This is a genomic window from Pseudobdellovibrio sp. HCB154 (genome assembly GCF_046267985.1).
Taxonomy (GTDB): Bacteria; Bdellovibrionota; Bdellovibrionia; order Bdellovibrionales; family Bdellovibrionaceae; genus Pseudobdellovibrio.
In genome coordinates, this window is record NZ_CP176530.1 from 1309751 (window position 1) to 1331298 (window position 21548).

The 21548-nt window shown below is 39.0% G+C and carries 20 protein-coding genes; 13 read left to right on the top strand and 7 right to left on the bottom strand.

Going from position 1 to position 21548, the window contains the following annotated elements:
• Nucleotides 1–2 precede the first annotated feature (2 nt).
• Genes ACKWCF_RS06590 through ACKWCF_RS06610 form a run of 5 tightly spaced genes read right to left on the bottom strand, consistent with a single transcriptional unit; the run spans nucleotide 3 to nucleotide 9371 of the window.
• Nucleotides 3–2816 carry a POTRA domain-containing protein gene (locus ACKWCF_RS06590; protein ID WP_409479913.1) on the bottom strand — a complete coding sequence of 938 codons (2814 nt, stop codon included), beginning with the start codon at nucleotides 2814–2816 and terminating at the stop codon, nucleotides 3–5.
• Nucleotides 2816–6799, bottom strand: coding sequence for a translocation/assembly module TamB domain-containing protein (locus ACKWCF_RS06595; protein WP_409479914.1), 3984 nt, complete (start codon nucleotides 6797–6799; stop codon nucleotides 2816–2818). The genes ACKWCF_RS06590 and ACKWCF_RS06595 overlap by 1 nt, the downstream gene beginning before the upstream one ends.
• Nucleotides 6796–7860, bottom strand: a complete 1065-nt coding sequence (locus tag ACKWCF_RS06600; protein ID WP_409479915.1) for a hypothetical protein — start codon at nucleotides 7858–7860, stop codon at nucleotides 6796–6798. The genes ACKWCF_RS06595 and ACKWCF_RS06600 overlap by 4 nt, the downstream gene beginning before the upstream one ends.
• Nucleotides 7861–7902: 42 nt before the next feature.
• Nucleotides 7903–8469 (bottom strand): elongation factor P, encoded by a 567-nt coding sequence (gene efp / locus ACKWCF_RS06605; RefSeq protein WP_409479916.1) that lies wholly within the window; start codon nucleotides 8467–8469, stop codon nucleotides 7903–7905.
• Nucleotides 8470–8516: 47 nt separating this feature from the next.
• Nucleotides 8517–9371: a tetratricopeptide repeat protein gene (locus ACKWCF_RS06610; protein ID WP_409479917.1), complete on the bottom strand. Its 855-nt coding sequence runs from the start codon at nucleotides 9369–9371 to the stop codon at nucleotides 8517–8519.
• 49 nt (nucleotides 9372–9420) lie between these two features.
• Here ACKWCF_RS06610 and ruvC point away from each other — a divergent pair, with 49 nt between their 5' ends.
• From ruvC to ACKWCF_RS06665, 11 genes are all read left to right on the top strand, one after another.
• Nucleotides 9421–9963 carry a crossover junction endodeoxyribonuclease RuvC gene (ruvC, locus tag ACKWCF_RS06615; RefSeq protein WP_409479918.1) on the top strand — a complete coding sequence of 181 codons (543 nt, stop codon included), beginning with the start codon at nucleotides 9421–9423 and terminating at the stop codon, nucleotides 9961–9963.
• Nucleotides 9960–10550 (top strand): Holliday junction branch migration protein RuvA, encoded by a 591-nt coding sequence (gene ruvA, locus ACKWCF_RS06620; RefSeq protein WP_409479919.1) that lies wholly within the window; start codon nucleotides 9960–9962, stop codon nucleotides 10548–10550. The genes ruvC and ruvA overlap by 4 nt, the downstream gene beginning before the upstream one ends.
• A 12-nt stretch (nucleotides 10551–10562) precedes the next feature.
• Nucleotides 10563–11561, top strand: a complete 999-nt coding sequence (ruvB, locus tag ACKWCF_RS06625; RefSeq protein ID WP_409479920.1) for a Holliday junction branch migration DNA helicase RuvB — start codon at nucleotides 10563–10565, stop codon at nucleotides 11559–11561.
• Complete coding sequence (gene lpxC / locus ACKWCF_RS06630; protein ID WP_409479921.1) at nucleotides 11536–12441, top strand: UDP-3-O-acyl-N-acetylglucosamine deacetylase; 906 nt, start codon at nucleotides 11536–11538, stop codon at nucleotides 12439–12441. Before ruvB ends, lpxC begins: the two co-directional genes overlap by 26 nt.
• Nucleotides 12442–12876: an NUDIX domain-containing protein gene (locus ACKWCF_RS06635; RefSeq protein WP_409479922.1), complete on the top strand. Its 435-nt coding sequence runs from the start codon at nucleotides 12442–12444 to the stop codon at nucleotides 12874–12876.
• 4 nt (nucleotides 12877–12880) lie between these two features.
• On the top strand, nucleotides 12881–13291 hold the full coding sequence (locus tag ACKWCF_RS06640; protein ID WP_409479923.1) for an MGMT family protein: 411 nt from the start codon (nucleotides 12881–12883) through the stop codon (nucleotides 13289–13291).
• 1 nt (nucleotide 13292) lies between these two features.
• Nucleotides 13293–13631 (top strand): arsenate reductase family protein, encoded by a 339-nt coding sequence (locus tag ACKWCF_RS06645; RefSeq protein WP_409479924.1) that lies wholly within the window; start codon nucleotides 13293–13295, stop codon nucleotides 13629–13631.
• A gap of 45 nt (nucleotides 13632–13676) precedes the next feature.
• Entirely contained in the window at nucleotides 13677–14978 is a 1302-nt protein-coding gene (locus tag ACKWCF_RS06650; protein WP_409479925.1) for an ATP-binding protein, read from the top strand.
• Entirely contained in the window at nucleotides 14975–15385 is a 411-nt protein-coding gene (locus ACKWCF_RS06655) for a response regulator transcription factor (RefSeq protein ID WP_409479926.1), read from the top strand. Before ACKWCF_RS06650 ends, ACKWCF_RS06655 begins: the two co-directional genes overlap by 4 nt.
• A 130-nt stretch (nucleotides 15386–15515) precedes the next feature.
• Nucleotides 15516–16622, top strand: a complete 1107-nt coding sequence (gene ald / locus ACKWCF_RS06660) for an alanine dehydrogenase (RefSeq protein ID WP_409479927.1) — start codon at nucleotides 15516–15518, stop codon at nucleotides 16620–16622.
• Between the two features lie 151 nt (nucleotides 16623–16773).
• Nucleotides 16774–17646 (top strand): GyrI-like domain-containing protein, encoded by an 873-nt coding sequence (locus ACKWCF_RS06665; RefSeq protein WP_409479928.1) that lies wholly within the window; start codon nucleotides 16774–16776, stop codon nucleotides 17644–17646.
• A gap of 7 nt (nucleotides 17647–17653) precedes the next feature.
• Here the strand turns inward: ACKWCF_RS06665 and ACKWCF_RS06670 are convergent, their stop codons facing one another.
• Both ACKWCF_RS06670 and ACKWCF_RS06675 read right to left on the bottom strand, forming a co-directional pair.
• Nucleotides 17654–18391 (bottom strand): ComEC/Rec2 family competence protein, encoded by a 738-nt coding sequence (locus ACKWCF_RS06670; protein ID WP_409479929.1) that lies wholly within the window; start codon nucleotides 18389–18391, stop codon nucleotides 17654–17656.
• Nucleotides 18384–19301 carry a ComEC/Rec2 family competence protein gene (locus ACKWCF_RS06675; protein WP_409479930.1) on the bottom strand — a complete coding sequence of 306 codons (918 nt, stop codon included), beginning with the start codon at nucleotides 19299–19301 and terminating at the stop codon, nucleotides 18384–18386. Before ACKWCF_RS06675 ends, ACKWCF_RS06670 begins: the two co-directional genes overlap by 8 nt.
• Nucleotides 19302–19555: 254 nt before the next feature.
• Here ACKWCF_RS06675 and ACKWCF_RS06680 point away from each other — a divergent pair, with 254 nt between their 5' ends.
• A complete protein-coding gene (locus ACKWCF_RS06680; protein ID WP_409479931.1) occupies nucleotides 19556–19990 on the top strand; it encodes a hypothetical protein in 435 nt (144 codons plus the stop codon).
• Nucleotides 19990–21543: a LysM peptidoglycan-binding domain-containing protein gene (locus ACKWCF_RS06685; RefSeq protein WP_409479932.1), complete on the top strand. Its 1554-nt coding sequence runs from the start codon at nucleotides 19990–19992 to the stop codon at nucleotides 21541–21543. Before ACKWCF_RS06680 ends, ACKWCF_RS06685 begins: the two co-directional genes overlap by 1 nt.
• The last annotated feature ends 5 nt before the right edge of the window (nucleotides 21544–21548 follow it).

Consider the following 21548-nt stretch of genomic DNA (forward strand, 5'->3'; position numbering starts at 1 on the left):
ACTTAGAAGACGCCTACTGACAAATGAAAAGCCCCTTCTGACTCGTAGCTCTTTCTGTCGAGCTTTCGGGCATATTCTAAATTAAGCGGACCGACCGGAGTATTGTAGCGTAAGCCTACTCCTGCAGCATCGCGGTAGCGGTCTTCGAATGAAATATGATCAACGATTACTTCACCGCCGTCGTAAAACACAGCTCCCATTAAGTTTTCAGAGCTAAAAAGTGGAAATCGTAACTCTGATTTGATTAATTGGAAAACTGAATAATTGTCTAATTTATAGCTCGCCGGAAGCTGCTTATTTGTCGTCGGGAAAAACTCGCTCGATTCAAAACCACGAATCGTTGAGCGGCCACCTAAAATGAAACCTTTTTTATCAAACGGAACACCAAATTCATGGTTGCCTAGAGTTTTAACATATCCCGCACGGTAGGAATTAACCCACACTAAACCTTGCTCTTCCCAAATTGGTGAATACAGCGTGAATTGGCCTGTGGCACGGTAGAAATCATCAACGTTATGATTTCCGATCGCATCGGCTGAATACTCTAAAGTTAAGCGTGTCCAGTGGCCATCGGTCGGATTTAAAATATTATCGCGGTAATCAAGGTCAATTGTAGGACCTGTTGTTGAGATCACTAAATCTTCGCGTGAATAACCGTTATCAATTTCGTCTTGGCGGGTAATCCCTTTATCAACGTAATTTGAGACGTTTAGAATTTCATAAATTCCTGTTAAGTGAGATGTGAAATCTTGCTCTAATGACCACACCGCTTGATTTGAAATCGTTACTTTTCTGATACTTAAATCTGATACGTCACGGGCTGTTGTATAGTTCACGCGAAAACGTAAACGTGTATCAAATAAATAAGGCTCAAGGTATCCGGCAGTCACCTTATATTCTAAAAACTTAACAATCGTTGGATTGTATTTACCTTCACCGCGTAACGAAGCTCCACGGCCCCAGCCACCGATATTACGATAAGCGATACCTGTGAAACCATGCACGGTGAAATCATTTTCATTCGTTAAACCCACACCGGCCGTAAATACGCCAGGTTTACGTTCATTCACACGCACCACAACAGTACGTTCTTTCACATCGGTGTTGGCTTCTAATGTGTAAATTTCAATCGTTGAAAAATGCCCGGTACGTTGTAAACGGGTCGTAGATTCATCTAATTTCGCCGGAGTTAATAATTCACCCACTTTAAAATCTAACTCTGTTAGAATTAGTTTCGCGTGAGTCATATCATTACCTTCGATTAAAATTGAACCCACGCGAATTTGTGGGCCTTCGAAGATGTCAATTTTTAACGAAGCTTCAGTTAAACTGTCTGAATACTGAATAAGATCTTTATTTTCTGATAATAATTTTGATTCGATAAAACCGTTATCAGCATAAAATGTTTTTAAGTTATAAATGGCTGTTTCAAGTTCAACAAGGCTTAATCTTTGTCCTGGTTTTAAACCCAAAACTTCATTAATTTTTTCAGTCGAGAAAAAGCGATTTCCGGTCACGGTAATTTTATCGATTGTGGCTTGCGGTCCTTCTTCGATTTGCAAAACGATAATCGCTTTATTAGAACGTCTGTTTTCAGTTCCGACTTGAATGCGCGAAAGTTTAGCGTTTACGTAACCTTCGTTTTGCAGATACGTAATTAAGTTTTTAGCCGCTTGTTCAATATCAGATTGAATTAAAACGTTTTCTTGCGTTTTAGTAGAAGAAAGTTTTTTAAACGTTTCAACGTAATACTTTTCAGGACGAGAAATATTGCCAGAGACTGCAATGCGTTCGATTTTAACTAGCGGGCCTTCGCTAATATTTAAAGTCAGAACCGTAACATCGCCTTCTTTGCGCTCGTAGTAAGGAACTTCACAGTGAGCAAAACCTTGCGATAAGTAGTATAAACGAATTTTTTCAGCTAAGTCCGAACCAAAGTTAGGTTCGCTTGTGAAGTACTCATCAATTTTTAAAACGTCATTTAATAAGACAGGTTTTGTAATTGAAAGATCACTCGCATCTTTTCGTTGATACTGTTGGCCGGTGATTTCAATTTTATATTTTGGCTGTGGTACAAGTTTGTAATTTAAACGTGTTTTTTGCTCATCGGCGCTGAATGAAATCGAAGGCGATGGAATATTAACTAGATAATATCCTAAATTGTTTAATGATTTTCTTAAAGAACGGTTAACAATTTTTAAGTTTTCATCAGATAAGATTTTGTTTTTTCCATTCCAAGTGAAATCGCGTTCGATATCAACAACTTCGTTTTTAGGTAAACCTTCGACCTTAATTTCAGAAATTCTTGTGATTTTTCCTAAATTTAAATCGACGATAAGATCACGGGCGGTTGTGCCTTTAGCGACAACACGTGAGCTAATTTGCGCTTTACGATATCCGATATTTTTAAAGTAGTTTGTTAAACGTTCGACACCGGCAGCTACTTTGTTTTCGTCTTGGGCTTCTGAAGCACCAACGGCAAAAATTTCTTGAGCTTCATCTTCATCAATAGCTTTAAGGCCGGTAAAGTTAATTGACTCAACTTTAGAGCTTAAGGTTCCGACTAAAAAAAGCTCGCCATCTTTTTCAACCACTTTTAATTGGTTAAAATTTAAATCAAGGTGAATATCTTTAATTAACTGCGAGATATCTTCTGGCGTAAGCGATTTTTGCAATAAGGCCGGAAATTTTTTAGTTAAAGGGGTAATCACATCAGGTGGCCAATCTTTAAGATTAAACGCTGGGTATGTTTGCGCCAATGCCGGGCGTACAAGAACGAAAAATAATAAAGAGCAAAGTAAGCTTTTAACGCTCATTATTTAAATTCCTTCTTATACTCGAGATCAATCCCGTAGTTACCTGTGTCGTTTTCATTATTTTGAATAATACCTGTTTCGTTTGTATCCGTCTGATTTTGATAATTCAAGTTCAGTGAATAATCGGGGTGAAACAGCCATTGTAGTTTTACTTCATTACTTTGTTGCGAGCCAGTCAACGGCCTAGAGTACGAAGCATTGATTTTTTTCGTTATTTTTCGGCTCACAACCACTTTCGGAACCGCGATATTTTTCGTTGAATCCACAGAGGGTGCGATTTGCACGTTTAGGCCCAGTTTTTCTTGAATTTGTTTATTAAATCTAGATTGGTTCGCCACTGTCGCAAGCACTTCAAGACCGGTTTGTTTTTGCTGGGTATCTGAAGTTAAATTTTGATCTTGTTGCGAAGATGTAAATCCTAATGCCAGTAAAGAAATAATGTCATTTTCACTTAACGGCGGTTGTGATGTCGGTTTAATTGAAAGTGTTTTGGCCTGGCCAGAAATTAATAAATTAACGTCGTAGTCAGTTACGCGAGTGCTCGCATTCATGAAAATCTCAGGATTAATATCGGGAGATTTTTGGTCACCCGGATTAAAGATTACAAAACCTGTTTGAATATCAAACTGCTTGTCACGGTAAATCAGCTTGCTGCCAGGAACCACATCCACGCGGCCAGTAATGATTGGAATCTCGGGAGACCCCGTAATGCGTAATTCGCCGGTAGCTGTTCCTTCAAGAATTGAGTTTTTAATAATGATGCCTTTAGGAAATTTCGGGTTTACATCCAATAATAACGTAGGGCTTTGCTGGTTAAGCTGTTGTGGTGGTAAATAACGGCTTGGTGCCAATGTAAGCTTTGTGTCTTCGGCGCCACCAATAAATTCTTTGGTCACTAAGCCTTGATCAATATTGTAATCAATTTTTAAAGTGTACGGCATCCATTGGCCCGAAATTTTAACTTTAACTTGTCCTGATGTTTGCATTTGCGGCGGGAATTCTAAATCAACACGCGCACTTTCAGCCTGGATATTTACATCAATATTTTGCGAACCTAAGAAGTTAACATAACCATAACCTGTTACTGGAGATTGGTTAAGCTGGGCATTCACGCTCGAAATGATTAATTTACTCTGAGAAAAATCTAAAACCGCATTGATTTCTTTAATCGGATACGGAAAACCTTTTAATTGCGCAAGACCATTTTTAATTGACCCATCGCCGGCTAAAGATAATTTGCTCGCATTTAAATTAACACCGAAATCAAATTCAAGTACGCCATTTAGATTTTCTAAAGCAGGAACTAAAAATTGAAACGGGCGGGCTAATAATTTGCCGTTAAAGTTAATCACGCGGCCGTGTTGAGTGATATCAATGTTTTGATCAGCGCCACGTAAGCTGATCGGCGATAGTGATTTTAAACCAGAATTAAAAACGATTTCACTGGGTTTTTGTAATTTTAAAGTTTGATTGCTTCGGGCCAGTAAAAAGCTATTTAATTTAACCGTGCCTTTTAAACGCGAAATATCCATTTGTGAAGCACGTAAATCGACTTCAGCAGTTAATACCGCCGTCGTGTCTACCGCCGGAGGTGGAATGTTAATAAGCGGCAAGAAATTAAGAGGATTCAAATCGCGTAACTGCGCTTTGAAAAGAAATTCATGTTTTTCGTTAAAAGGAATTTGTATTGAGGTCTGAGCTTGGCGGCCAAAAACCTGACCATTAAAACTTAAGAAGTTTCGGCTAATAACAAAATCACCCTGACTTGATAATAATGACTGGCCTTCGATCGTGAAGTCGCGCAGCGACGCTTGGCCTTGCACTTGGATTTTATCAATCGTATCTACGACTTTACCGGTCACTGCTAATAGACCCGTCGATTTAGGTAACAGTCTAATGAAATGATCAACTTCTTCAACACGCAGATTTTGTGAATGAATATCTAAATTAAAACGCGGCTCTGTGTTTTGCGTGTTGATATGACCACCAACCACAACGTGGCCAGAAGGTTTCGTTAAAATCACGCGGTCAAAATTAACTTTATCACCATTGGCTGTAAGGTTTGCAGTTAACTGGTTAAATGACTCCTCAGCAATCGCGCCGCGGTTTAATTCAGCGTTTAAGTGATATTTCATCTTCCAGAAATCAAAAGGGCCGGAAAAAGTCATTTCACCTTTACCTAAGCCCGTTAAAGTAAACGGTAAGTAGAAGCGGTCTTTTAAGATTGAAATCACACTTTTTCCGTAAAGGCGCGGAAGTCTTACTTCACCTTTAAGGCTGGAGTTTTTAAAGTTTAAAGCTAAATCTCCGCTATATAAACTTTGCTCCATTTCGCCACCGATATTTTTTAAAAACATTTCGCCGTCTTTATAGTTTAAATCAGCAGTGATATTTCCTAAGTGAAACTTATCGATTTCAAAGTTTTTACCAGTAAGTTTGGCATTAATAATACCACGCGAAGAGTCACCAGAAGTTGCGAGCTCGCCGGCGATTAAACCCTTCATATTTAAATTTGCCAAATTGTCGATATGGCTAATTTCAAAACCGCTGGATTTAAACTTCATATCAAAGCCGTTTTCAAACTCCACTTTACCAGAACCCGTGAATTCAGAAGTGTTAAGCTTGGCTTGCGTGTCGAAAGTAACACCCTTTGTATCTAGGTTTACTTTAGCGTTTAAAAGTCCTTTTTTAACCTGAACGATATAGTTCTTATTTTTAATGTCTGATTTAACCCAGACATTTTCAGCGATGATCTTTGCATCACAGTGAACTTCAAGCGGCATAAACTGACCGTTACAGCTTCCAAGAACTGAAGCATCAAGATCTGCCGGAATATTTTTTTGCTCTAATGAGCCAAAAAGTTTTTGTAAGTTAAATTGGCTAACCTGAACCTTGCTTTTAAATTTGTAAGGTTTTTCTTGTGTAAATTCAAAGCCTGAAAGGCTGGCAACGCCAGACGGGTGGTTCAGCTGAATTTGGTCAAAGGCCACCGAATTATTTTTTAAGTTCATTTTAATATTGGCATTACCGAACTTAATAAAATCAAATTGTAAGTTTTCTGTTTGTAAGGAAACGCTACCTGAGTTTTGTGTAAAGCCTACACCTTTAACTTCACCCGTAAATTTAAGCTGACCTAAAATTTGCGGAAGACGCTTATTAGAAACATCAAAGAAGTAATAAAATGGTTTTAAGTTTTCAAAAATCAGAGAACCGTTGGTTTTAACGCTAAATTCAGGTTTGATCAGAGCGTATTTGAAATTATTTAAAACACCACTTGTTGTTATCGCCGAATTTTCTACTCGGGCTGTTAATTTATAAATTTCTAACTTGTTTTCAAATAACTCAGCTTGGCCACCAACGCGAATAGAAGCCCCTGTGATTTTGGAAATATTTTTAGTGATCAGTTCGTGTTCTGAATCAGTGATTGAAGCCACCAGGCTTTTTTTATGATTAGCCACAGTTAAAAGATCAATGTTTGATCTAAGCTTGGCTTTTTGGCTTTGAATATCAAACATCAAGAGGGTGTCGTTGATCACGATTTTTTCTAAAGGAATTTTCGGCAGCCATTTATACAACGGCTTTAGGTCGATTTCTTTATTATCGCTTTTCGGTGTTAGATTTAAAATCGTTTCGTTTAAATTAATTTTGGCATCATCAAAACGAAGGTAAGAAACATTTAATTGGCCGATGAGTAAGTTAAACGGATCAATCTGCACGCGCACTCGCGGAACAGTCACGGTGTTACTTGCGTCTTTGTTTAAAGTAACACTGACGTCATGGGCGTAGGCCTGAAGTTTAATTAATGAAAAATCAATATGACCCACATCGATGTGAACCATGTCTTGCATTTTATTTACTTTAGGAATTTGGTCTTTAGCGGTTTTTAAAACCCACGGTTTAATCGTGGTTACCCATAAAATACCTAAAAGTACTAATGAAATAGCTGGCGTTAAAGCCAGACTAACCTTGGTGGATTTCTTCACGATTTCCACTCCACAAGTAAGGCTTCAGCAGAACGATAATACGGAACAATTTGTAGAATACTTTCCATTAAACGAATGGCTAAGTCTTTTTTACCAAGGCCGTGGTAAGCAATGGCTTTTAAGTACGTCGCTCCAAACGGAGTTTCTGTGCTATGAGTTTCTTTGGCTTCTAAGTATTCTACCAAGTGAATAAGTTCTAAGTATTTGCCGGCTTCAAGTAAAGCTTCGGCACGCAGCCAATCTCTGGCTGATGTTTCTGGGGCTTTTTCTAAAACTTTTAAACAGGCTTCGAAAAGTTCAAATTGAAAAGCTAAGATCGCTAAGTTGTAAAGCTGATCAGGTTGGTTGACTGATAAGTCGTCAGCGATTTTTAAAATGTTATCGTGCATGTCTTTTAAAAACTCTTCACTGGTATTGGCTTTATCAATACTTGTTTTAGGTTTTGCAATAACACGCTTTGAAATAACTCGCTCTAAGATGTCATCGGCTTTTTTCTCGAGATGAGCTTGTTTCAATAATCCGATTTCTAAATCTTGCGGGTAGAGTTTAGTTAACTGTTGAAGAACCGCTTCTTCTTGCTCTTGTAGTTGCGCCGTACGGTAGTGATTGAGCTGCTCGATCAGGCGTGTTTTTTGGCGTAAGCGTTCTTCGGTATAATTTTTTTGAATCTCTTTAAGCTCTTTAGCAACTTGAACTGAGAAAGATTTTACATAAGATTGCTGTAAGGCTGTCGATTCAAAAGGTTGTTTTTCGATGATCTCTTCACAGACATTCATCGCGCGGTCGGTAACAGGTTTATGTTGTTTTGATAAAGCTTCGATTAAAAAGCCTACGGGGAATGAACCAATTTTTCCGCGTTGAACACATTTGACGTAAAGTTTTTTTAATAAATCAAAGCGTCCGCAGGTGATCAAGAAATGCGAAAGCCCTTCAATCTCTGAAGGGCTTAGGACTTCCATTTTTTCGTATTTTGCGACTAGTTCGCGGCTGACATACTCGGTCGAGGTGCCTTCTTGAAAGTAATTGTGAATTTCAATTTCTAGGCTATTCGTTCCTGCCAAAACCGTTCCCTGTCTTGCAAAGCTTAGCTAATCTTTAGCTAATTACTTTTGGCTTACGCGCTCTACGTAAGCGTCTTCAGTTGTATCAATTCTTAAAGTATCGCCTTCATTGATGTGAAGAGGAACGTTAACAACTAATCCTGTTTCCATTGTAGCTTGTTTTGTAGCTCCAGTTACGCGGTCACCTTTGATGCCTGGTTCAGTTTGAGCAACTTTCATGTTGATCGCTTTTGGAACCTCAACGTTTACTGGCTTTTCATTATAGATTGTGATGAACACAGCAAGGTTTTCGATTAAATAGTTCTTAGCATCGCCAATTTCGTGTTCCATCATGCAAATTTGTTCGTAGTTTGCTTGGTTCATGAAATTGTAACCGTTGTCGTCTTTGTATAAGAAAGTCATCTCGATGTTTTGAACATCAGGTACTTCGAATTTTTCGCCAGACTTGAAAGTGCGCTCAAGATTTTGACCAGTTAATAAATTTCTTAACTTAGTTCTAGAGAACTGATTTCCTTTTCCTGGTTTAACGTGTTGGAAATCAACGATCACATAAGGTGAACCTTCAACCATGATTTTTAAATTTTTTCTAAAATCTGCCGTTTCGTACATACTTACTCCAATAATGAATTTATTGAATAAATATAACTGTTTACGGGCTAGTTGTGAACTAATCGCTCGTTTTGCATCTTCATTATTCTGCGCAGCAATAATTCCAAAGCTTTTTGTTTTTTCTCGATGATCAGAGCTTTTTTAGATTCAGAGATTTTAGCCTCTGCTTTTGGGCGTATTTTTTCAGCAGTTTCGTACTGTGAAAGCTTTAATAAACGGCCTTCAATTTCGGGGTGAGAACCAAACTCAGATTTACATTCGTAAAGCAATTTAAGAGCTTTGGCGTAATCTTGGCGCATAGTAAATGCATCAATCACCGATAAAATGCGCTCTAATTTGGGCGAGATTTGTCCAAAAGGAGCTGTTTCTGGTTCTTGAGATTTTGGCTCTGGAACTTCCGCCATTTTTTGGAGCGGTTGTGCTGAAAATTCAGCATCGGCATCGATGTCTTGATCCGCGGTGATCATTTCTAATTTTGCCACAGCTTTACGCGCCACTGGATGAGTTGAATTGAACATCAACACTTTTTTAAAGTCTTCTAAGGCCGCTTTATGTTTGCCTGTGCGCACGTAAAGATCAGCGCGCATCAGGTAAGCTTGCCAATTTTGCGGAGCTAAACGGATTGATTTGTTAAGTAAAGCTTCAGCTTCCGGAAAATGGTTTCTTGTTTTTAAAATACGAGTCAGAATCAACATTCCGCTCACAGAATTAGGATGAAAATGTAAGCCTTTTTGAAGCACATCATAGGCTTCGTCGACCATGTCTTTTTCAAGATAAAGATCAGCCAGTTGCGGAAAAGATAACGAGCGCGGATTTTGCTCAAGCTCAGCTTGTAAGCTTTCTATCCTTTTGATCGCTAGTGTTTCTCGCTGGTCTTTTTTAGGCATTCCATCTTGTGTCATCTGGCTTTAATTCTGGCATTATATTGTTGGCGCTGCAAGGGGTTTAGTGTTGAATAAATGTGAGATGATTATTTTAGGAATTGACCCCGGATCAAGATTTTTAGGTTTCGCAGCGCTTGAAGTTTCAAGTACGCAACCCCTTGTTATGAAAGCTCTTGAATACGGTGTTCTTAAATTTAATGCCGAAGAAAACCTAAGTACTCGATTGCTTGAAATCGGCGAAGGTGTTCGTGATCTGATGAAAAGTTATAAGCCAGATCATGTGTCTTTAGAAAAAATCTTTTTAGGTAAAAATGCAGACTCAGCTTTTAAACTAGGTCATGCGCGTGGCGTGGTGCTTTACGAAGCGTTAATTGCGGGCTGTGAAGTGCACGAATACGCCACTCGCGTTGTGAAAAAAGGTATTACGGGTAACGGGGGAGCTGAAAAAGAGCACGTGCGTTTAGTTGTGCAAAATCTTTTAAAACTTCCGCCGGTTAAATCATTGGATGCTTCTGATGCCTTGGCGATGGCGTGTTTTCATGCTACACAATTGCGTTTTGCCACGATTAAAAAAACTATCGCTAAAACTAAACGGGAGATGACAGCATGATCGGATTTTTAGAAGGCACAGTATTTGATGTCACACCTGATAATTTAATTTTAAAAGTGAATGGCGTTGGTTATGAAGTGATGACGACGACACAAACTTTATCTGACGCCCAAGTTTTAATGGGTCAGAACTTACCTTTATGGATCTACTCGCACGTTAGAGAAGATGCGTTTACGCTTTTTGGTTTTTTAACAAAACCTGAAAAAGAATTCTTCATGCAATTATTAAAAGTAAACGGCATTGGTCCTAAGATGGCGTTAACAGCGATGTCGGGGGCTCCGATGGCGCAAATTCAAGCGTGGATTGAAGCAGGCGATGCCAAAGCCTTATCAGGCTTACCGAAAATTGGTAAAAAGACAGCGGAGCAAATCGTTTTAACATTACAAGGTAAGCTTGTGATTATCGAAACTAAAGGTAAAGCTGGCGCTAAAACAAAACCTGAAACTCACAGACAAATTGCTTCGGCGTTAGTAAATCTTGGTTTTAAATCTAATTTAGTAGATCAATTTATTGAATCAGTTCCACCAACAGCAACTCTTGAAGAGGGTGTGCGCCAAGGTCTCCAAAAACTTTCAGGCCAACTGTAAGCAAGGCAACACATGACTAGAATTATTGAATCTGGCCAATTTGAAACAGAAACAAAGTGGGAAAATAAACTTCGTCCGCAAAAGTTCGAAGAGTTTCCAGGCCAAGATGATGTGAAAGAAAAAATTAAAGTGTTCTTGCAAGCGGCTAAAAACCGTCAAGAGCCTTTAGATCACACGTTGTTATTTGGTCCTCCGGGATTAGGTAAAACGACGCTCGCGCAAATCATCGCGCATGAATTAAATGTAGAAATTAAAATTACCTCAGCTCCGGCCATTGATAAAAAAGGTGATTTAGCGGCGATTCTAACTTCGTTAAAACCGTATTCAATTTTATTTATCGACGAGATTCATCGTCTGCACACTTCAATTGAAGAGTACCTCTATACAGCGATGGAAGACTATTACATCGATATCGTAACCGGCGAAGGCTTGGGAGCCATGTCGATGAAGTTCCAGTTAGCGCCATTTACTTTAATTGGCGCTACAACACGCGCTGGTTTATTAGATAATCCATTTCGTGATCGTTTCGGCATTCAAGAACGTCTGCAATTTTATGATAAAGATGCGCTTAAACAAATTCTTATTCGTTCAGCAGGGTTATTAGATTTACAAATGGAACCGCACGGCGCCGAAGAAATCGCTCGTCGTGCGCGTGGTACTCCTCGTGTAGCTAATCGTTTGCTTAAACGTGTTCGTGATTACGCTCAAGTTAAAGGCGATGGCACCGTTACACAAAAAATTGCTTTGTATGCGCTTGATCAATTAGGTGTAGATAAGCACGGGCTAGACGATATGGATCGTCGTATATTAAAATTAATGGCAGAGAAATATGAAGGCGGTCCTGTAGGAATTGAAACTATGGCAGCTGCTTTGGGTGAAGACCGCGAAACTTTAGAAGAAGTTTACGAACCCTTCTTAATCCAGGAAGGTTTGATCCAAAAAACTCCGCGCGGAAGAACTTTGACCCAGTATGCAAAGGATTTAGATGTTTTTTCAAAAGACAATTCGTAAAACGGTAGAAGTTAAAGGTGTTGGTATTCACTCTGGTGAAATCTGCACATTACGTTTTAAACCAGCTCCGGCAAATACCGGCGTTTATTTTATTCGTGCGGATCTTCCGGGAAAACCATTTTTAAAAGTATCAGCGACAAATGTGCAAGCAGTCAGCTATCAAACAGTTGTGGGCGGTGATATTTTTAAAGTGGCGACGATTGAACACTGTGTTTCATCACTATCAGCTTTAAGAATTGATAATATTTATATCGAACTTGATGGCCCAGAAATTCCTATCTGTGACGGAAGTTCTATTTATTTCACGCAAGCTTTAATGAGCGCCGAACTTATCGAATTAGACGAACCTAGAAAATATTGTTATATCACTGAGCCTATCAGTTATTCTGAAGGTGATAAACATGCTTATGTTCTTCCGTACCACGGTTTACGTGTAGCTGTAACGATTGATTTTCCGCATCCCGTGATTGGTAAAGAAACAATTGATATGGAAATCACCGAGCAATCTTTTGCTCGTGAAATCGCTCCAGCCAGAACATTTGGATTTTTAAAAGATGTTGAACAGTTAAAAGCTTCAGGCCTTGCAAAGGGCGGATCGCTTGATAACTGTATCGTGTTAGATGATTCAAAAGTAATTAACCCGGATGGTTTACGTTATAAAGATGAATTTGTTCGCCATAAAGTATTAGATGCTTTAGGTGATCTAGTGACTTTAGAAATGCCATTAATGGGTCATTTAATTTTACACAAAGCTGGCCACGATATTATGAATAAGTTGGTTCGTAAGATCGTATCACAACCACAAAGTTACCGTTTCGTAGAACTGGGTGCCGATGTATCAAGTGAAATGAAAAAGTTTTCTCAGTGGAGCGTTGGCTAAATGGGCACGAAGCTTAGCCCAGCTGCTGATGTCTTTGTTCTAAATTCAGAAAATAAAGTTTTACTGGTTAAACGTACTGACAATGGATTTTGGTGTTTGCCGGGTGGTAAGCAAGATCTTGGCGAGACGCCAGCTCAATGCGCCGCTCGCGAATGTTTTGAAGAATCAGGCTACGTGGTTAAAATCACCGGTCTATTAGGTGTTTTTAGTTCTCAGTGTTACGAATATAAAAACTACCCGTGGAAAGAGAACGAATTCTGCCATGTTTGTTACCGTGGTGAACTTATTGGTGGAACTCCAACAACGTCAGAAGAAACCAGCGAAATCGGTTGGTTTGCTGAAGATGAAATTCCGCTTTTATCAGATGGGCACGATGTACGTATCAAATTAGGTTTTCAGTTACGTAACGAAAAACTAAACGGACACTTCGAATAATTATATGGCATTTAAAAAAGTGAATGAAAATACACCGTTCACTAAAGCGGTGATTAAGATGATTAAAAAAATCCCACGCGGTAAAGTGGCGACTTACGGCCAAATCGCTAAAATTTCTGGAAACTCGGGCGGGTCGCGTGGTGTGGCTTGGATTTTACATGCCTGTTCAAAGAAATATAAATTACCATGGCAACGAGTGATTAATTCGCAAGGTAAGATTTCTTTTCATAAATTTACTAAAGAATACAAAACACAGAGAAGACTTTTAGAAAAAGAAGGCATTCAGTTTTCTGATACAGGGACTGTGAGTTTTAAAAAATTTCAGTGGAGCAAGAAAAACGCACCGAAGAAAAAAATCCCGGCCTCTATCAGCACGATGCCATCTAAAGTAAAACCAAAAATGTTCGGAGATTAAAATGAAATACAAAATGTACGGAATTACTAATTGTGACACGGTTAAAAAAGCGCGCCAGGCTTTAGAAAAAAAGAAAATCGATTATGATTTCGTTGATTTCAAAAAAACTGCGCCCACAGTAGAGGACCTGAAACGTTGGGAAAAAGTTTTTGGTGATTTACCCGCAAATAAAAAAGGCCCCACTTTTCGTAAGATCAAAGACGAATTTGAGGCTGCAAGTCGCAGTGAGCAAATTAACTTATTGTTAAAAAATAGCTCAGCGATCAAAAGACCGATCTTAGAGTCGGGCAGCAAAGTGTTATGCTTTGGCTTTGATGAAGACTTGTACAAAAAACTATAGATTACAACTCAGCGTCACGGCTAAAATATTTTGCGGAGGTTGTTTATGGACACCAGCAGAAATGTTTTGGAAGTCATTCGCGGTATTTACAATGTCGACCAACTTCTGTCGGGAAGAGAATATATCCGCGAACTGATTCATCGTTTAGCCAATGCTTTAAATGTTAAATATGTGATGGTCGGCCACGCGATCAAGCCGCAAGAAAAAAGTGTGCAGACCGATTACCTCTATTCAGACGGAAAATTTATCGACAATGTCACTTATGAACTTGAGGGCACACCGTGCACCGATGTTTTGTGTGGCACTCGGGTGAACTGTTATAGTTCGGATGTGCAGCAGAAATTTCCTCGTGATAAGATGTTAAAAGACATGAATGCCCAATCTTACATGGGATCTCCATTTTTTTCGCCGGATGGTGAGCTTTTAGGTTTGCTGGTAGTTATGGACGATCAGCCTTTTAAAGAATTAGAACTCATGACTTCGGTGGTAGAATTCTTTGCGGCCCGTATCGGTGCTGAATACCGCAGATTAGACGTTGAAGAGACATTAAAACAGCATAACGAAGATCTGGAAAAACTGGTGCAAGAGCGCACGATGCAATTAATTTCTCAGGAAAAATTAGCGACCATCGGGCGTATTACCTTAGGTATTGCTCACGAATTAAAAAACCCACTAAACATTATTATTAATGCCTCAGAACTTTTGATGAGCACTGAAATTGATTCCGAGTCGAGAACGCGTGCTCTGGATATGATTTACCAGTATGGTGTAAGAGCTAACGACATTATCACCAGTATGCTTAAACAGGCCCGCCAAGAAGAAAATATGCAGCCTGAGCGAATTGATATTTCAACTCTGTTAAATCATGCTTTAGATGTGTTTTTACGTTCGCGAAACGATATCAATCTAAAATCGAAACTTCGTAAAAGTATTCATATCACCCCACAAGTTGAAGTTAACCTGATTGATTCGCCAGGGGTTGAACGGGTGTTTATTAATGTTATTGATAACGCTGTCTACGCTTTAAGTGAAAAGTTACAGCGCAGTGGCGGAAGTTTTATTCCGGAATTGAAGGTTGATTTGCATGTCGAACGTAGTCGTTGCCAAATTCGTATTCGTGATAACGGAACAGGTATTCCGCAAAATCATCTGTTGCATGTTTGCGATGAGTTTTACACAACAAAACCTCCCGGTGAAGGCACGGGGTTAGGTCTTTGGGTGACAAAACAAATGGTCGAAAAGAATCGTGGAACCATTGATATTTATAGTAAAGAAAATGAATACACTGAAGTTGTTATTGAATTTCCAGATGTATTTTTATTGGCTGAGCCCGAGGCGACTCCATGATACCTAGTTTGCCACCTCTTGATGTTGTGATCGTTGATGACGAATCAAGTGTCGGCATGATTTACGAAATGCGTTTTCGTAAACCTATTGAACGTGGAAATATTCGTTACCATTTTTTTGAAAATGCTAAAGATTGCCTGGATTACTTCGAACACACCGTAAGGCATCCGGGTTTAGAAGTTTTATTTACCGATATTAATATGCCCGAAGTTTCGGGCTTTGAGCTGCTCTCAAAAGTTAAACGAAAGTTTCCAAGCGTAGATGTTTTTATGATGAGTGCGTACGACGACGAGGCCAGTATTCAGAAGTCGTTTAACATGGGGGCGAAGGGATATTTTACCAAACCCGTGAACTACCGTGACCTGCAAAACCGAATAGAAGCTGACTACGGCGTAAATCTGCAATAAAACTGTGCATTAATTCCATAGCACAAGCCCACTAAGAATTAGATTAATTGCTCTTTTGAGAGGGCGCTGGTAGGTTTAGGCCTCTCAAAAATATTAACGAGCGCGATGCAAGCGCGCAGGAGATAAAATCATGATTATCGGAGTTCCTAAGGAAATCAAAATCAGTGAAAACCGCGTAGGTATGACTGAAGCGGGTGCGAAACAATTAACTAAAGAAGGCCACACAGTTATCGTAGAAAAAGACGCAGGTCTTGGCAGCGGTATCTCGAATGAGCAATACGAAAAAGCTGGCGCAAAAATTATCGACACTAAAAAAGAAGTGTACGCTAAAGCTGATATGATCATGAAAGTGAAAGAACCACTTCCAGATGAATATGAATTAATGCGTGAAAACCAAATCATGTACACATACTTACACTTAGCGGCTGAACCAAAACTTACAAAAGTTTTAGCTGAGCGCAAAGTTAAAGCGATCGCGTACGAAACTATCCAATTAGAAAATGGTTCATTACCATTATTAACTCCGATGTCTGAAGTTGCAGGAAGAATGGCAACTCAAATCGGTGCTTTCTACTTACAAAAAGACCACGCTGGTAAAGGTATCTTACTTGGTGGCGTGACTGGTGTTAAACCAGGTAAAGTTACAATCATCGGTGGTGGTGTTGTAGGAACTAACGCAGCTAAAATGGCTGTAGGTCTTGGCGCTCAAGTTACAATCTTAGACGTATCAACAGCTCGTTTAGAGTATTTAGATGATATTTTCCAAGGTCGCGCGCAAACTTTATTCTCTAATGCTAAAAACATCGAAGAGTCAGTTCTTGAGTCAGATTTAGTTATCGGTGGTGTTTTAATCACTGGTCACAAAGCTCCAACATTAGTAACTAAAGACATGATCTCTGGAATGAAAAAAGGTTCAGTAGTAGTGGACGTTGCGGTTGACCAAGGTGGTTGTATCGAAACTTGCCGCCCAACTTCACACACTAACCCTACATACGAAGTTGATGGCGTAATCCATTACTGCGTACCTAACATGCCAGGCGTTGTACCTCGTACTTCAACTTACGCTTTAACTAACGTAACGTTAAAATACGGTTCAATGATCGCTGCTATGGGTGTTGAAGATGCTGTTGCTAAATCTAAACCTTTAATGAAAGGTTTAAATGTTTATGGTGGTTACGTATGTTACGAGCCAGTAGCCAAAGATTTAGGAATGGAATACCGTCCTTACAAAATCTAGCTCTAAAGCTAGATATTGATTAATCAATCAGCAAATAAAAAAGCCTTCGCTTAAAACGAAGGCTTTTTTTATTTGCTGCGCACATCAAATTCGCACAAAAAATCAAAACTCTATTTATTTTTGTTGTTAGTATTGATCCCGAATGACGTTCTTGGATCAAATACAAAATGCGATCGACTTTATCGAAACGCATTTGCATGACAATCTTTCACTGGATGAAATTGCCAAACAGGCGAATTTTTCGCGTTGGCATTTCCAGATGGTTTTCAACTCAGCCGTGGGTGAAACGGTGAAGGACTATATTCGTAAACGGCGTTTGTCAGAATCTCTTGAAGATTTAAAAACCGACAAGCGTATTATCGATATTGCTTTGCGCGCAGGGTTTGAATCTCAAGAAGCCTACACGCGTGCCTTTAAAAATTTCTTTGCTATCACTCCCGGCGATTATCGAAAAACCGGATCAAAGGCTCACTCTATCTTTTCCAAACCAAAAATCACCATGGGTTATCTAGATCACTTGTATAAAGGATTTAATATGCAACCAGTTTTCAAGACTTGTGAAGAGTTCATCGTGATCGGGCTCGGTAGCCCGATGATTTCAATTTTATCTCCAGAAAAAAACAATCATATTGTTGTACCCCGTTTGTGGCGCCAGTTTCAGCGCCGTAAGGCTGAAATTAAAGAGCCTGTGAATCAAAATAGCTACGGTATTTGTATGCCGCTTGCGCAAAACGAAAAGAAATCACCGGATGAGTGTTATTATATGGCTTGCGTGAAAGTGTCTGATGTCGGCGAAATTCCTAGCGGCATGGTTTCTAAAGTTATTCCGGCTGGTGAGTATGCGGTGTTTACCCATAAAGGAGCTTTAGAAAAAGTCGATTTTACGATGAATTATATTTACGGCTCATGGCTTCCGAAGTCGGGTAAAAAACTTCGCATGGCCGCTGACCTTGAAGTTTACGATCATCGTTTTGATCCCGAGTCAGATAATTCTGAATTTGATATCTATATTCCTGTTGAATAGTTCTTTCTTAAAATAAAATGACCGTGTTGCCCCAGTCTTCAGTTCTCAGAAGAGGGATGTGATATTTTTTAAGCCGCTGTACAGTTTCTTTGTGTGGGTGATTGAATCTGCTTTTTCGCGCTTGCACGACCGCCATTTTCAAATGCGAGAGTTTTGTCAGCAGAACATCACTGCTGCTTGTTCTGCTTCCGTGATGGCCTAAGGATAAGAATTTAAAACCTTCTGGTTTTTTGATTGTTTTAGCCCAGATCTTTTCTTGTTTTTGCGATGAATCGCCGGGGATTAATACAGATTTGTAGTGATAAACCTGCGAACTCTCATTTTTATTAGAGAAAACCGTAGGTTTATAAAGCCTTTTACTTTCAGTGAGTTTTTTATTTTCTGGCGCGCATAAAGAAATTTTCTTCGGCACACGCTTTAAAGGTAAAGCAGCATGATCAATATCGTTCCAACAAAGTTTGGGAAGAGTTTTAACTAAAAGCGGATAAAGGGCGTAATGATCTAGATCTGGATGCGACAAGTGTAAGATATTTTGTTTGTTCTTACATAATTGCAGTAAAAGATTTTTGTTTTTAGGCCAGAATTTAAGTTCGCCGCCGAAATCGTAGTGGAGGCATTGGTCAGGATTGATGGCGGTGATCCACTGGCCTTGGCCGACGTTCCAAAAAACGATGAAAGAAAACGAAGATTTATTCGCGCACAAGGCTGAATGAAAAAGTAAGAACAGAAATAAATACTTAGGCATATTGAGCGGCTTTCGACGTGCGGTTTAAAAACAGGTGAATAGATAAAATAAGAATCCAGTTTAAAAAGATCAGCTTTTCGTTTTCATAAGGTCTAAAAATTACGGTCAGCTCTAAGCGTGAAAGAAAGCTGTTAAGTATAAAAATAAGAGCGTCAAAAATTTTTCCTAAAAATGGAAAAAGATAAACTGCTAAAGCGAGCGGAAATAAAACGTATTCTAAAAACCTAGTAAATAGCGTTGATACACCTATCGAAAGTGGTTGGGGAATACCTATAAAATTAAACGTTGTTAGATAGTTCACATAAAACAAAGAATTTTTAAAAAGTTCTGAACTTTTTAAAAAGAAAAAACTAATTACGGCCAATGTTAAACTGGCGATCCAGCTCATTTGAAACGATAGGGAATTAATCCACTGAGGAGAAAGCCCCAAACAAATCAAACCAGAAATTAAAATCAGTTGTTCAGTTCTCCAGCGTAATTTGTATTTTGTAAGCACTGCTAAAAGAACAAGCGCAATAAAGCTGCGAAAGATCGGCGGATTAAATTTGCAAATTGCACAATAGAAAAACAGCAGTGAAAAAATAATCAGTTGCAAAAATTTTGTTAAAGAAAAACATCTGTTACATAATAAATAAAATACTATTTTGTGCAAAATTTTTAAGTGCGAACCCGACACAACAAAAAGGTGAATTAAACCTGAAGCGATCAGCAAATTTGATTGGCTCACATCGGAAAAATTTTTTCCACACACTAACGCATGTAAGGATTCGACTGATCTTACATTTTCTGGAGCTGACTTAAGACAACTTACATGTGCGAAAGAAAAAAATCCGATGAAAAAATCAACAACCGAAAAGCGGAAGGTGTGTGAAATTAGCGATAGATAGATTAAAATATAGACGAAGTTCATGCATTCTATGCAAAAGCAAAACGCAGGAATTTAAGATTTCTGTAAAAATTTGTAAGATTTTTTGAATATTTTCAATTTACTAAGAGATTTCATGTACTTATCTGAGATTGAAATATAAGCAATCCGCTGAAAACACTGATAATCAACGAGTCTAAAGTCTAGAAACATGAGTTAATAACATTTTATGTGGATAAGTCGGATAACTTTCATTGAATTAGCTTAAAGAGTTGAGTTTAATTATATCAGGGGGCGATATGAGATTTTCACTTCTTATCACTTTAGTTACGTTTTCATTTTTGAGTTGTCAGACTGTGAGCACTTCATCGCGTAACAGTACTAAATCTGCAAACACAACTGCTAAAAAATCGAATTCGACACTGATTAAGAATCAACCAGTGACAAAACAGTCAGCGTCAAATCCAGCCTTAACGCAAAAAACTATTTACGAAGAATTAACTGGACAAAAAGGTTTATCTGCTAAGCAAGCGCCTGCTCGAATTTTAGAAATGGCTCGCGATGCGAAATGGAAACGCGATTACGTAACTGCTCTTAAAAGATACAACACGATTATCGTGAAATATCCAAAATCTAGAGAAGTGCGCCAAGCTTATTTAGATAAAGCCGCTCTTTATAAAGAGATGGGTCTTTTAGAACAATCTAAATACAATATGCAGAAGGCTAAAAAATAATGAATTGTCGCTTTAGAAAAAGCATCCTAGTAACGGCAGCGGCAATTTCATTAGTTTCACTTCAAGCCTTCACGCAAGAAGATCCCGCAGCACCAAGCACTCCGCCGCCACCAGCTGGTCAGGAGATGCCGGCTAATCGTCCGAAGTATGATATTGAATTAAATAAAGAAAGTTCGTCATTTGTGCCGGATCCTGATTCGTTAGATCCATTACCGTTAAAAAAAGAATCTTTAAAAGAAGATGATGAACCGGTATTAGACGACATCAAATCTATTTTGAAACAAAAACCAGCGAAGCCAAAGCCTAAAAAAGATGGCGCAGCTAATACTTCTGGTGAAACAAAAGCAAAGCCAAAGAAAAAAGTAGCACGTAAAAAAGCTAAAAAATCTTCGAGTGCTCCGTTAGATATGTCGAACCGCAATCCTGATGATCCCGATTTAGCTTTAGAGCAAAGATTTAACGACATCTATAATAAATATAATATTAACCCAACGTCTGATGAAGTTTGGGGAGCGGCTTCGAGTAAAGCGGCCAATGTCTATGTTGTGCAAAAAGGTGATACGTTATTTACAATTAGCCGTACACTTTTCGGTGATCCACAGTTTTGGCCAAAAATTTGGGCTTTAAATAATAACGGTATTACCAATCCACATATTATCGCTCCAGGCACTCAGATTTTTTTCTATCCGGGTGAAGCGGGAGCAGCACCTTCATTATCTGTAGGCCAACCGGCACCACTTGCTGCACCGATTGATCCTGATGAACCACGTCCTCGTGATTTTGCATTAAAGCAAAATACTGAGTTTAATAAATTAGTTGAAGAAGGAAAAAAAGGTAAAATGGATGTGCAAAACATTCCGCCGAGTTTTCCTCCGTATAAAGGATCTTTGGCGACTAAACCAAAGCAGTCGACAGAAATTATTATTACGCCAAGACCTGAAATCGTAGATCCTGAACCAGAAAATCCATTTGTGTTAACTTCGGCGCCGATTGCAACAGACTATAAAGTTTCAGAAAAAAACGCGAACTCATTGGTGTGTAAAGAAAATCAATATGTACCAGCGGTACTTAAAATTGGAAAAAACGCAGCGCCTGGTAAATACCGTATGCTTGTGCAAGAGACTTTTAACTTCGGTCGCTTAAAAAGAACATACATTTACCGCATCATCGGTGAAGCCCAAGTGGGCGGCGATGAATCACTTCGTATTTCTCAATGTATTAAGCCTGTGAACACAGATGTATTGCTAGTTAATGCTGAAGAGTTAGAAGGCGTTAAGCCACCGACAGAATTAATTCCAAATACACGTTCACAAATCATTGAAGGCGTCGATGTGAATGCGCAAGAGTATTATTATGCTCACCAATATGTGATCTTAAATATGAGCCAATTACCTGCTTTAGAGGGCGCTGATTTAAAAGTTTATTCAGCTTCTGTAGGTGGGGTTGTTGGTGAGGTCCGCATTTTAAAACGTACGGGAACCATGGCCATTGGCTATGTTATGAAAAATGATGATGTCGTTCAAGTGGGCGACCGCGTGATTATTCCTGAATAGTTCTA